This is a genomic window from Pseudoxanthomonas wuyuanensis (assembly GCF_900215535.1).
GTDB classification, from domain to species: Bacteria; Pseudomonadota; Gammaproteobacteria; order Xanthomonadales; family Xanthomonadaceae; genus Pseudoxanthomonas_A; species Pseudoxanthomonas_A wuyuanensis.
The window spans coordinates 38,470-51,244 of the sequence record NZ_OCND01000011.1; the positions used below are offsets into that span (position 1 = coordinate 38,470).

General features: G+C 66.2%; 9 protein-coding genes. 3 read left to right on the forward strand and 6 right to left on the reverse strand.

The features are described from left to right. The first annotated feature begins 18 nt into the window (after positions 1 to 18). The gene (locus CRO39_RS17780) at positions 19 to 738 is read left to right on the forward strand and encodes a pseudouridine synthase (RefSeq protein ID WP_097123312.1); all 720 of its coding nucleotides are present in this window, start codon (positions 19 to 21) and stop codon (positions 736 to 738) included. A 120-nt stretch (positions 739 to 858) separates the two neighbouring features. After that, positions 859 to 1,281, forward strand: a complete 423-nt coding sequence (locus CRO39_RS17785; protein WP_097123313.1) for a universal stress protein — start codon at positions 859 to 861, stop codon at positions 1,279 to 1,281. A gap of 172 nt (positions 1,282 to 1,453) precedes the next feature. Here the strand turns inward: CRO39_RS17785 and CRO39_RS17790 are convergent, their stop codons facing one another. Together CRO39_RS17790 and CRO39_RS17795 are read right to left on the reverse strand one after the other, a co-directional pair. Beyond that, a complete protein-coding gene (locus CRO39_RS17790; RefSeq protein WP_097123314.1) occupies positions 1,454 to 2,536 on the reverse strand; it encodes a DUF1176 domain-containing protein in 1,083 nt (360 codons plus the stop codon). A gap of 32 nt (positions 2,537 to 2,568) precedes the next feature. Beyond that, positions 2,569 to 3,525 carry a DMT family transporter gene (locus CRO39_RS17795; protein ID WP_097123315.1) on the reverse strand — a complete coding sequence of 319 codons (957 nt, stop codon included), beginning with the start codon at positions 3,523 to 3,525 and terminating at the stop codon, positions 2,569 to 2,571. Between the two features lie 331 nt (positions 3,526 to 3,856). On the opposite strand from CRO39_RS17795, the gene CRO39_RS17800 reads away from it, so the two are divergent. Continuing rightward, positions 3,857 to 5,158 (forward strand): MFS transporter, encoded by a 1,302-nt coding sequence (locus CRO39_RS17800; RefSeq protein ID WP_097123316.1) that lies wholly within the window; start codon positions 3,857 to 3,859, stop codon positions 5,156 to 5,158. Between the two features lie 10 nt (positions 5,159 to 5,168). Here CRO39_RS17800 and CRO39_RS17805 read toward each other — a convergent pair whose 3' ends face one another. From CRO39_RS17805 to CRO39_RS17820, 4 genes are all read right to left on the reverse strand, one after another. Beyond that, positions 5,169 to 5,999: a DUF72 domain-containing protein gene (locus tag CRO39_RS17805; RefSeq protein ID WP_097123317.1), complete on the reverse strand. Its 831-nt coding sequence runs from the start codon at positions 5,997 to 5,999 to the stop codon at positions 5,169 to 5,171. A 109-nt stretch (positions 6,000 to 6,108) separates the two neighbouring features. Then, a complete protein-coding gene (locus CRO39_RS17810) occupies positions 6,109 to 7,101 on the reverse strand; it encodes a response regulator (protein WP_097123318.1) in 993 nt (330 codons plus the stop codon). A 37-nt stretch (positions 7,102 to 7,138) separates the two neighbouring features. After that, on the reverse strand, positions 7,139 to 11,674 hold the full coding sequence (locus tag CRO39_RS17815) for a PAS domain-containing hybrid sensor histidine kinase/response regulator (protein WP_162125839.1): 4,536 nt from the start codon (positions 11,672 to 11,674) through the stop codon (positions 7,139 to 7,141). A gap of 402 nt (positions 11,675 to 12,076) precedes the next feature. Then, positions 12,077 to 12,514: a VOC family protein gene (locus CRO39_RS17820; RefSeq protein WP_097123320.1), complete on the reverse strand. Its 438-nt coding sequence runs from the start codon at positions 12,512 to 12,514 to the stop codon at positions 12,077 to 12,079. Between the last annotated feature and the right edge of the window lie 261 nt (positions 12,515 to 12,775).

The following is a 12,775-nucleotide window of genomic DNA, read 5'->3' on the forward strand; positions in this document are numbered from 1 at the left end:
ATCGCCGATAATCGGCCGATGACGACCCGCCTGAACAAGTACATCGCCGAAACCGGCTTCTGCTCGCGCCGCGAGGCCGACCGTCTGATAGCGGCGCGCCGGGTGACCGTCAACGGCCAGCCGGCCGGCACCGGCGCAGTGGTCGGCGGAGACGACCAGGTGCAGGTCGACGGTCAGCCATTGCGGCTGCGCAGCGCACGCGCGGGCAAGCGCAAACATGTGTACATCGCGCTGAACAAGCCTGTGGGCATCACCTGTACGACCGAGTCGTCGGTGAAGGGCAACATCGTCGATTTCGTTGGCCACCAGGAACGCATCTTTCCCGTCGGCCGCTTGGACAAGGAATCCGAAGGCCTGATCCTGCTGACCAGCAACGGCGACATCGTCAACCAGATCCTGCGCGCCGAGAACCGCCATGAGAAGGAGTATCTGGTGGCGGTCAACAAGCCGGTCACCGATGAGTTCCTGCGCGGCATGGCGCGCGGCGTGCGCGTTCACGGGCAGATGACCTTGCCGTGCCGGGTCGGCAAGATCGCCAAGTTCGGTTTCCGCATCACCCTGACCCAGGGATTGAACCGCCAGATCCGGCTGATGGCGGCGGCCTTCGAGTACCGCGTCACCCAGTTGCGGCGGGTGCGCATCGACAATATCAAGCTGGGCGCGTTGAAGCCGGGCCAGTGGCGCAATCTGAGCGAACAGGAACTGCGCGGCTTGCTGCCGCAGCAGCAGGAGTGGTGAGCGCGCCGCCGCCTCACTCCGCCGGCCGCAGTTGATCCGGATCAACTCCGCCCGGGCGTCAATGGCGTAATTTGGGCCTTGAGCGGCGGCCCGTTGCCGTCGCCGGATTGGAGGACGACGATGAAGATCCTGTTGGCGGTGGACGGTAGCGAGATAGGGTTGAGCGCGGTCCGTCATGTGGTGGCGCTGAGCAAGGCGCTGAGTGCGGTGCCGAAGCTGACGCTGCTGTACGCCGACCCGCCGTTGCTCAAGTCGGTGGCGGTGGAGCTTGGCGTCGAGGGCGTGGCCAGATACCACGCCGAGAATGGCGAGTACGCGCTGAAGAAGGCCAAGGCCGCGCTTAAACGGGCGCAACTGGCGTTTACCGAACGGGTGCTGGTCAGCGAGCCGGCTGCGGCTATCGTCAAGCAGGCCAAGGCCGACAAGGCCGATCTGATCGTGATGGGATCGCACGGGCGCGGCGCACTGAAAAGCCTGTTTGTCGGTTCGGTGGCGATGAAGGTGATCGGCACCAGCACGGTGCCGGTCACGGTGACGCGCTGAGCGCCTGTTCAAGGTCTTGCCGCGCGCGCGAGCGGCGTTCGGTTGCTGGTATGCCGGTACACGCACGGCGTCTTCTGCGCGCAGCCGCGCGCCACCGCGTATCAGGTACGGGGCAGGCCCCGGCTGCGCTGGCGACAGATGTTGGACAGGTTCTGAAGCGGGCGCGGCACCGCTACGGCGAGCGGTTGCTGCGCCACAGCCGCAGCCACTCCCCGGGATTGCCGCCGCGGCAACTGCCCAGGTAGTGGTAGTCCGACAACTGGAACTGGCGGCCATCGAACACCCAGGCGGCGCTCTCGCCGCAGTCGGCCAGCCCGCGGCCCTTGGCGGAATGGAACAGCAGGCCATGCTCCGGGGCGTAATCGGCATTGGTGAAGGCGTCGATTACCCGCTCCCGGTCCTGGATGCGCAGCGGCAACGTCAGCGAAACCAGCTGCGCCCGCTCTGGCGCGGCCATCGGCACGCGAAACAGCAGGCTGGAGAACTGGTAGGCGCCGTGCCAGCAGTCGATGAACACCAGCGCTTCGGTGGCGGTGAGCGGTGTCGCTTGATCGTGCGAGTCTTCGGCTTCCACCGCGCATTCCTGTCCGGCCAATACGCCGGCCTGGCTTTCCCTGACGGCGGCGATCAGCCGTTTCTGTTCGGCAGCGTTCAAGGGCCTGGGCGCCGCCGCCGCAGGCCTCAGTTCGGCTGGAGGTCGCGGCGCCGGCACGCGGTCCGCCGCTTGCCGGCCGCGGCGCAACAGCGCAGTGGCCGTATCCAGGCGACCTTGCGCCTCATCGATCAGCAGCAGGGCCGCACTTAGCCCGGACAGCGAGCCACTGGTCTCTTTGTCGCCGCTGTTGAACCCCAACCGGTTGCCATTGCGTATCGCCGTCAGCAATTCGCGGATGGCGACGGCATCGCTGCTGCTCACCCCGGTATTGCCGTCTTCGCTGCGGTGTTCCCATTGGGTGAGGTCGACCAGTACCGGCTTGCCGTCCAGCCGCATGGTCTCCATTCGGATTGGCAGGGCGCTTTCGATGCTGAAGAAGAGTCCGCCATCCGGTCCTGGCTGGCTGCGCAACCGGAAGAGGATGTCGCCGTTGCCTTCTTCCTGCGCGCCCAACGCCTCGCATTCGGCGGTGTTGTCGCAGGCCACTATCCAGTCCCGGATTTCGCGGTAGGCCGGCAATGCCGGTGCGGCCGCGGCGGGCAGGGCCGCGGGCAGGCTTGCGAGGAGCAGTGCGGTGACGAGCATTCGGTTGGCGGGCATTCTGTCTTCCTTGCGACGGTCAGGTTGCGGCGTCACTCCACCAGATTCTTGGCTTCCGACGTGCCCAGCACTTCGGCGTGGTGCACTTCGTCGGTCGGCTTGTTGCGGTTCAGCAGCGGGTGCAGGAATACGGCCGCCAGGATGATCGCCACGCCCAGGTAGAACAGCGGCGTCAGCTCGCGCTGTTCGCCCAGCAGGACGATCGCCAGCAGGATGGCGTAGATCGGCTCCAGATTGGTCACCAGCTGCACCGCGTAGGCGCTCAGATGGCGCAACGCCACCAGCGACAGCGCGAACGGCAGCAGCGTGCACAGCAGCGACAGCACCAGCAGCAATGCGCCGTCTTGCAGGCCAGGCAGCGCGAACAGGTCGCCGGCGAATGCGGGAAAGACGAACGGCATCAGCGGCGCCAGCAAGGTCAGCAGCAAGGTGCCGGCGCCCAGTTCCAGGCCGGTGACGGTCAGCGGATCGCTGTGATCGACCAGCCGCTTGTTCAAGGAACCGAACAGCGCGACAAACAGCGCCGACAGCGCGCCCACCGCAACCCCGGCGTGCATGCCGGCCGGGACGCCGCCCACCACCAGCGCCACGCCGGGCAGCACCGCCAGGCCGAAGGCCAGCTCGCGTCTGGAGAATGGCCGCCGCGCCAGCCAGGGTTCGATCACCGAGGTGAAGGCCGGCGCCAGCGCGATGCAGGTGGCGGCCACCGAGGCATTGGCCAGTTTGATGGCGCCGTAGAAGGTCAGCCAGTGCAGCGCCACCAGCGCGCCGATGCCGCAATAGGCCAGTGTCAGCCGTGCCGGCATGGCGCGCAGACCGCGCCATACCGAGGGCAACAAGGCCAGCGCGGCCACCACCAGCAGCATGCGCCACCACACCAGCGGCAGCGCGGGCAACGTGATCATCTTGCCGAGAATGGCGGTGAAGCCCCACAGCAGCACGCAGAAATGGATTTGCAACTGGGCTTTGGCGGTGGGCGTCATCGGCATGGCGGTATTGTCGCCGAAGCCGGTGCATGCTGGCGACGCCTTGGACGCGTATGGTGGGGCGTGACGTTGGACGCATTGCGGCAAGTGCGGGAGTGAGGCTTCGTAGGGTGCCCCCTCATCCGCCTTCGGCACCTTCTCCCCCGCAAGCGGGGGAGAAGGAAGCTCCAAAGCCGATGGCAGGCAACGCTACCGGAACGCCGCTATTCCTCACTCCTCACTCCTCACTCCTCACTCCTCGCTCCTCGCTCCCCATTCCCCACCCAACTGGACGCTGCGGGGCAGACATGCGATGTTCGCCCGCCAATGGCCCCAACCACCAGGACAGACCGGAATGAGTCCAGCCGACGGCCAGGCTTCCGCGCACCGGCCCTTCAACCGCAGCGACGCCAAGACCCTGGGCCTGTCGGCCCTGGGCGGGGCGCTGGAGTTCTATGACTTCGTCGTCTTCGTCTTCTTCGCCAAGACGCTGAGCGTGCTGTTCTTCCCGGCCGGTACCGCGCCGTGGCTGTCGCAGTTGCAGGTCTATGGCATCTTTGCGGCCGGCTATCTGGCGCGGCCGCTGGGCGGCATCGTGATGGCGCATTTTGGCGATCTGGTCGGTCGCAAGCGCATGTTCACCTTGAGCGTGTTCCTGATGTCGGTGCCGACCTTGTTGATAGGCCTGCTGCCGACCTATGCGCAGGTCGGCCTGCTGGCGCCTTTGCTGCTGCTGTTGCTGCGCATCGTGCAGGGCATCGCGGTCGGTGGCGAAGTGCCGGGCGCCTGGGTCTTCGTGTCCGAGCATGTACCGCGCAACCGGGTGGGCTTTGCCTGCGCCAGCCTGACCGCCGGACTGACGGCGGGCATCCTGATCGGTTCGCTGCTGGCGGCGTGGATCAATACCCGTTTCGAGCCGCAGGTGGTGCTGGACTGGGTGTGGCGGGTGCCGTTCCTGCTCGGTGGCGTGTTCGGCTTCTTTGCCGTCTATCTGCGCCGCTGGCTGCATGAGACCCCGGTGTTCACCGAGATGCGCGAGCGCAAGCAACTGGCGCAGAGCCTGCCGGTGAAGCAGGTGCTTGCGCGGCACCGGGGCGCAGTGGCGTTGTCGATGCTGGCCTCATGGCAGCTGACCGCCGCCATCGTGGTGGTGGTGCTGATGACGCCGACATTGATCCAGGCCGCCTTCGACGTGCCGGCAGCGCTGGCCTTCCGTGGCAACAGCGTGGCCACCTTCTGCCTGGTCATCGGCTGCGTGGTCGCCGGCTTGGCGGTGGATCGGTTCGGTGTGGCGCGTTCGCTGCTGACGGGATCGCTGGGATTGATGGCCGGCACCTACGCGCTGTACCTGCACCTGGCGTCCGGCAGCGTGCAGCATTTCGTCGCGCTCTATGCGCTGGCGGGGTTTTTCTGCGGTGTGGTCGGAGTGGTGCCGGCGTTGATGGTGGCGGCGTTTCCACCGGCCATCCGGTTTTCCGGCTTGTCGTTCTCGTACAACATCGCCTACGCCATCTTCGGCGGGTTGACGCCGCCGCTGATCGGTTACCTGTCGCAAGCTCTGGGCAGCCTGGCGCCTGCCCACTACGTGGCGCTGACCGGCGTGGTCAGCATCGGGGTTGCCGCGTACCTGCTGATCGCACGCCGTCCGGCTCCCTGACGGAGGCCGGTCAGGGCGGGCTTAGCTCGCGCAGCAGCGCCATCGCCGCGGCCGGATTGCGTTCCTTGGCGCTGCTGATGAAATAGACGAAGACATCGCGCGGCGCGGCGGTCGCCTGCACGGCGGCGGCATGCGGCAGCTCCGGCACGTCCTGGCCCCGTGCCCAGCGCCGCGCCCGGTCCGCCCATTGCGCCAGTTCGGCCGGCGGATAACCGGTTTCCAGCTGCGCGCGCGAACGCATCAGCCGCGCATAGACGAAGTCGCCGCCGAGATCGGCAAACGAAGGATAGTCCTGGGAATCGGTGAACACCGTGGCCACCGCATGGCGCCGGGCCAGCGCGATCAGTTCGCCATCGACCCGCGCCGGGTCCCGGATCTCCAGTGCGTGCCGGAGGCTGCGGCCATCATGCTGCCGCGGCAATGCGGCCAGGAAGTCCTGCAGTTCGCCCAGGTCCACCTGCCGCCCTTTTTCGAACTGCCATACCAGCGGGCCCAGCTTGTCGCCGATTTCGCCGATGCCGCCGATGAAGTCCTCGATCTGCGCCTGCGCGCCGGCCAGCGAGCGCGCCTGCATGATCCGCTTGGGCGCCTTGGCCGAAAAAACGAAGCCGGCGGGCGTCTCGTCGCGCCATTTGGCGTAGGTGGCCGGTTTCTGCGTGCCGTAGTAAGTGCTGTTGATTTCGATGGCGCTCACCTGGCGGCTGGCGTATTCCAGTTCGCGCCGCTGCGGCAGCCCGGCCGGGTAGAAGTTTTTTCGCCACGGCGCATAGTTCCAGCCGCCAATGCCGACGCGGATGCGTAGGGAAGCGGATTCGCCTTGCGGGGGAAAGAGATCGTCCATCGGGCCGGGCAATGCGGATGAGGTTTGCGTACGGGCCGATCATAGCTGGCATGCGCCGTCTGCGTTCCCCCATTCGGGACAAGAGCCAAATATCTGCAGAAGAGATGCCCTATGTCCGGCTTTCCTGTTGATCCCAGTGCTGCTTGAGCGCCAGGATCCTGGGCAGGATGCGCTCGAACGCTTCCACCATGCGCGCGTCCAGGTGGCTCCCGGCGGAAGTCCGCAACGTTTCCAGGGCCCGTTCCACCGGCCAAGGCTCCTTGTACGGGCGCTTGGTGGTCAGGGCGTCGAACACGTCGGCCACGGCCACGATGCGCGCCGATTCCGGAATATCTTCGCCGGCCAGCCCGGCCGGATAGCCGCTGCCGTCCCAGCGCTCGTGATGGTAGAGCGAAACCTCGGCGGCCAGTTGGAACAGCGGAGCCTGGCTTTTGCTGAGGATTTCGTAGCCGATGCGCGGGTGGGTCTTCATGATCTTCCACTCGCCTTCGTCCAGCTTCCCGGGCTTCTTGAGGACCGCATCGGGTATTCCGATCTTGCCGGTGTCGTGCATCGGTGCGGCCTGTTCCAGCAGTTCCGCGCGCTCGCGCTCCCAGCCGACGGCTTCGGCCAGCGCGCGCGCGTAGGCGGCCATGCGCCAGATGTGGGTGCCGGTGTCGCTGTCGTTGTAGTGGCCGGCCATCCCCAGCATCTGGATGGCGTCGCGATAGCTCCGGTTCAATGCGGAGGCGCGCACCAGCGACAGATGCGTGCTTACGCGGGCGCGAAGGATGTAGGGCGAGACCGGTTTGGCGATGTAGTCCACCCCGCCGGAGGCGAACCCAGTGCGTTCGTCCACCTCCTGGTCCAGCGAAGTGACGAAGATAATGGGAATATGCTCGGTTTCCGGCTGGTCCTTCAACGTGGACGCCACCGTATAGCCGTCGATATCGGGCATTTCCACGTCCAGCAGGATCAGCGCAGGGTCGTGCTTGGCGACCGCCTGCAGCGCCTCGGTGCCGCTGCGTGCGAACACCAGGCGGTAATCGTCCTGCAGGATCTGCCGGATCAGCGCGAGATTGTTGGGCTCGTCGTCGACGCAGAGGATAGGGCGATGAGGCATGCGGGACTCTCCTGGCGTTGCTGCGAGCCGGCCGCGCCTATGCGGCCGGGTCCTGATTTCCGGCAAGCTCGGCCGGCGGCATCGCCAGCCACTGGCTCACCAGGGCTTCCGCGCCGCGGAAGTCGAACTCGTCGATGCATCTTTGCAGCTCACGCATGCGCTCGGCAGGGAGCTGTCCATGCAGCGCCGGCAGCATCGCTTCGATCTGCGCAGGATCGTCGCTGTCCAATGAACGCAGTAGCTGCTGCAAGGATTGCTGGAGCAACGGAGCGCGTTCGACAGGGAGCGCATCGCTATGGGAGGGCAAGGCGTCATCCGGATGCGTTGCGCCGACATAGCCGGCGATGTCGGCCAGGGTTTCGCGCAGGGCCAACTGCAGCGAGCTGAGCAGATCCGAGACATCGCCGCTGCCGTGCAGCGCGGTTTCGATCTCGGCGCTGATGAATGCCACCGTCGGCAGCGCCAGCGAACCGGCTGCGCCGCGCATCTTGTGCACATAGGACGCTGCGGCGTCCGGCTCGCCGCGACTGAGGTATTCGCTGATCTCCTGCGCCGCATGCTCATAGTTGCGGCCGAACTGGGCCAGGTACTTGCGGTACGGCGCTTCTTCGCGCCAGTAGGCAAGACCGCGCTGCACGTCCAGCAGCTGCGGGTCCGCGCCTTCGTCCACGGCCGCCAGCGCGTCTTGCGCTTCCCCGGCCAACGGTTCCAGCGGCACCGCTTGCTGGGGGCGGGCAGGGGTGAGGCGGACGATCACCTCCACCAGTTCGTCCACCTCGAAAGGTTTGGCGACAAAAGCGTCCATGCCGGCCTCCAGCGCCGCATCCTGCTGGCGCTTGAACGCTCCGGCTGTCAGCGCCACCACCGGCAACGCGGCCATCGCCGGAATCTGACGGATCCGGCGGGTGGCCTCATAGCCGTCCATCTCGGGCATCTGCACGTCCATCAGGACCAGATGGAAACGTTCGGGATCGCTGGCGATGCAGTCCAGCGCGTCAAGGCCGTCGCTGGCCAACTCGACGATGGCGCCTTCGCCTTCCAGTATCCGCTGCGCGACCTCGCGATTGATGTCGCTGTCATCCACGACCAGCAGATGCAGTCCGCTCAGCCGTTGCGCATGCCGTTGGCTGCGCTTGCGCGGCCCTGCGCTGAGGCCGCGCTTGGCCAGCGAATCCACGATGACGTTGAACAGCGACGAAGCGGTGGCCGGTTTGGTCAGCACGGCATCGACGACATCGCCCTGGAGATTCTGCTCCAGCAGCTTCCGTTCGTGCGCGGTCACCATGATGATGATCGGCTGGCGTTGCGATCCGACCCGCTTGCGGATGGCTTCGGCGGCCGCCAGTCCGTCCACTTGCGGCATCTTCCAGTCCAGCAGGATGATGTCGTAACGCCCGTCAGCCGCGCCGCCGTTGCCGCTGGTGGCCGCAGCGATGGCGGCCTCCCCCGATTCGACCGCCTGCACGCTCCAGCCGAAACTCTGGATGATCGCCACCAGATTTTCCCGCGCAAGATCGTGATCGTCGGCCACCAGCACCTGGTGCGGAAGTTCGCGATCCTCATCCTGGCCGCTGGAGCCGTCGGCCTCCAGCGAAATGGCGAACGAGAATTCGCTGCCGCGTCCTGGTTCGCTTTCGACCTGCAGTTCGCCCCCCATCAGTTCCACCAGGCGCCGGCTGATGGTCAGACCCAGTCCGCTGCCGCCGAAGTTGCGGGTGGTGGAGGTGTCCACCTGATTGAACGGCGAAAAGATGATGTCCAGTTTTTCCCGCGGGATGCCGATGCCGGTATCGCGCACCGAGAAGACCAGTCCTACCCTGCCGCTTTCGCTTTCGCCATCGTCATCGCCTTCGCTGCGGCGCACGGTCAATACCACCTCGCCGCGTTCGGTGAACTTGATGGCGTTGCCGAGAAGATTGATCAGCACCTGCCCCAGTCGCAACGCGTCGCCCTTCAGGCGGCGCGCGCCGGACGGCGGCGGCGAAACCACCATTTCCACTGGTTTGGTGCCCACCGCCGAGGACATCAGCGTGGCCATGTTTTCCAGCACTTCGCCAAGATCGAATGGTTCGTGCTCCAGTTCGATGCGGCCGGCCTCTATCTTGGAGAAGTCCAGTACGTCGTTGATGATGGCCAGCAGCGAACGCGCCGAGCCGTTGATCTTGCGCGCCATGTCCTGCGCCGCCGGAGGCAGCTCGCTTTTTTCCAGCAGGTACACCATGCCCAGGATGGCATTCATCGGCGTGCGGATTTCGTGGCTCATATTGGCCAGGAAATCGCTTTTGTAGCGGTTTGCGCTTTCGGCCGCGCTCATCGCCTGGCGCAACTGCTGTTCCCTGCACTTGCGTTCGGTCAGATCGACGGCCACGCGCAGATGGCCGATGACCGCGCCCTCTGCGTCGCGCAGCGTGCTGAGGGTCAGCAACACCGGCAATCGCGAACCGTCCTTGCGGATGAAGGTCCATTCGTCGCTGTCGCTCCGGTCCGAAGCGGCTGCCGTGGCGGATGTCGCAGCCGTCGGGTTTTCCTTTGCCGGCGGCGCAGTGCGTGCGGCCAGTTCGTCGTGATCGTGGATGATGCCGGCGTTGCGGCGGCCGATCATCTCGTCGGCGCGGTAACCCAGCATCGCCTCGGCCGCCGGATTGAACAGCGTGATCGTGCCGTTGTTGTCGGTGGCGATGATGGCGTAGCCGGCGTGGGCCAGGATGGCGTTCTGCAGCAGCGAATAGGTCCTGATCTGCGCGGTGCGTTCGGCCACCTGCTGCTCCAGCGTGGCATTCAGCTCCATGACCCGCGCTTCGGCGCGCTTGCGCTCGGAAATGTCGATGATGAAGGCCAGCGCGTACAGGCCGTCGGAGGTCTGTATGGGGTTGAGCCCGATTTCCACCGGCACCAGCGAACCGTCGTGGCGGCGGCCGAACAGATCGCGGCCGGAGCCCATCGCGCGCGTCTCCGGTTGCAGGAAGTAGTTGCGGATGTAGTCGCCGTGATGGTCCTTCACCGCTGGCGGCAGCAGCTTGGACAGGTGGTTGCCGACCAGCGACCGGCGCGGCAGCCCGAACAGCTCCTCCGCCTTGCGGTTGGCCATGGCGATGACGCCGTCGCGGTCGACCATCAACAGGGCGCTGGGAGAGGCTTCCACGACCAGCCGGAAGCGTTCTTCGGCGCGCAGGCGGTCGGTGATGTCGTGGAGGATGTGGGAAACCCCGACGACGCTGCCGTTCCTGCCCAGGATGGGCGAGGCGCTGACCAGGACGTCGACGTAGTATCCATCGCGGTGGCGCCGCTGGCTGGCGAAATTGGGCACCGTCTTGCCGCTCAGGATTTCGTCCCGCACCTCGTGCTCGTCCGGCTTGTCCTCCGGCGGCGCGATCAGCTCGCGCAACGGCGTTCCCACCGCTTCCTCAGGGGTGTAACCGAACATGCGCTGGGCCGCGCGGTTCCAATGGGTCACCATGCCGTCGGCATCTTCGGCCAGGATGGCATCGTTCGACCCTTCCACCATCGCCGCCATGCGGGCCTGGTCCAGCGAAACCTGATGATGGCGCTGCCGGTTGAGCAGGTAGAGGTAGAGCAGTGCCGACAGCAGCAGCGCCACGGCGGCGATGGCGCCGGCCACCGCCAGCGGCGACGTCTGGTTCAGCCCGGCTACGAACAGCGGCCGCGCCTTGATGTCCAGGTGCCATTGCTGCCCGTAGGCGTTGATGGGATGACGGGCGGTCAGGCCCAGGGCCGGCTCCTTCGGGAATTCGCGGGTGCTGTAGAACGGCTCCGCATCATGTCCGTTTCCGCTGTCAGACAAGGCCAGCGAGTATTCGTTTCCGGCAAGGTCGAAATCGGCGAGCACTTCGTCGATGCCGATAGGCGCGAACGACCAGCCGAGAACGGCCTGCCGGCGTTGGTCGGGCGTATCGGTTGCGGCGCCGGCGCGATAGATGGGCAGCAGCAGCAGGAAGCCGTGACGCGGCTTGGAGAGGTTCTGCACCAGCGTGATCGGATCGGTCAGGGTGGGCTTGCCGCTGCGTGCGGCCTCGACGGCGGCAACGCGGCGGTTGGTTTCCGAAGCGATGTCCAGGCCGATCGCTTCGCGATTGGCGTTCTCCGGCTCGATGTACAGGATCACGAACCGTTCGCCGTCGTGGGGCTGGATTTGGCGGATGCCGAAGTCGGGAGCGCCGTCGCGGCGAGCGGCCTGCACGAACGCGGGTTCGTCCGTGCGCGCCACGCGGTGGATATAGCCATAGCCGCGCACGCCGGGGAATTCGCGCAGGTAATCGCGCGAGCGGCTGTATTCGCTGAAGCGCTGCCGGGTCACCGCTTCGCCGCCAGCGGCGATCACCGCGCCGCGGGCGCCGCGCAAACCGTGTTCATAGACGTCCAGGCGCGTCTTCAGTTCGCCGGCGACCCGCTCGGCCAGCGCCTGGAAACGCACCTGCCGCTGCTGGCGGTTGCTGCCGTCCAGTTGCAGGCCCGCGATCGCGGCGACTGCCAGCCCGATCAGCAGCAACAGCAGCGCATAGCGTCCCGGTGCCGACCCTGCCTGGTGCGCAAATTCCTTTTGACGATTCCCCATAAGCATCGCGCCCCGATGGTCGATTCGTTCGACTCCGGTCCTGCGGCTGGTACGACATGGAAACAGCCGTAGGACGCCGTTGCAGAAGGTATGCGGTGCCGGACAGCCGCTGCCAGTGTTTCCCGGCGTGCGGCGTTGAAGTCTAGGCCGTCAGTGGGGGCGCTGGGCCAAAGGCGTATCCGCGCGTTCGCTACCCTGATTTCTCCTTGCGATCGTTGCTGGAGCTAGGTTGCGCCGTTGACAGCAGGGGCAGGAAACGCAGCCTGCTACGCGTCCCCTGCTGCGGCGCGCCCGCTCGTTCGAGTGGAACTGCAGCGAAGTTGAATGTAAGTCACATTTGCGGGCAATACAAGCGGCCATGCCGAGCCATTTCCGCGTCGTCGGCGACCGCGCGCGCCGCACTCAGGACGCCGAGTCTTTCCAGGGATCGTAGCTGCCGAACCACCACAGATGGCCTTCGAGATCGCGGCAGGAGTAGCCGCGGCCGCCGTAGTCCTGGTCGGCGATATCGACGACGATGTCGGCCCCGGCGGCCTTGGCGCGGGCGTAATGCGCATCGGCGTCGGCAACGATGACGCACGGACTCTGGGTCTGCTTCATGCCGATGTCGGCCGGTTGCAGGATCTGTCCGGCCCATTCGCCGCCGGCATCGGTTACCGAGCCCAGCATGATCATGCCGTTGCCGAAGGTCAGCTGTGCATGATGGACGGTATCGCCGTCGGCGTAGACGGCATGGCGTTCGAAGCCGAATGCATTGCATAGCCAGTCGATGGCGACCTGCGCATTGCGGTAGCGCAGGCAGGGAATGATGGTGGCGGTGGTGTCGGCGGCCAGGGGCATGGGGATCTCCTTTCGAGCTTGCCACGATCGGGAGGCGCGGTTGGGACCTGTGCCGAGCATATACAGGGAGGCGGGTAAAGGCGGCGTCACCATCGCCGGCGCGCCGTTGCAGCGAGTGCCGAAAGGACAACGCATGCTAAGTGCAGCGCGGACCGGGCCACCGGATGGCCTGCCCATGGTCGACGCCAGCCGACAGGCGCCGGCAAGGCGTCGCGACCGATGCAGCGGCCTGGCAAACGAAGGCGGGCAGCCGCTGCCCGC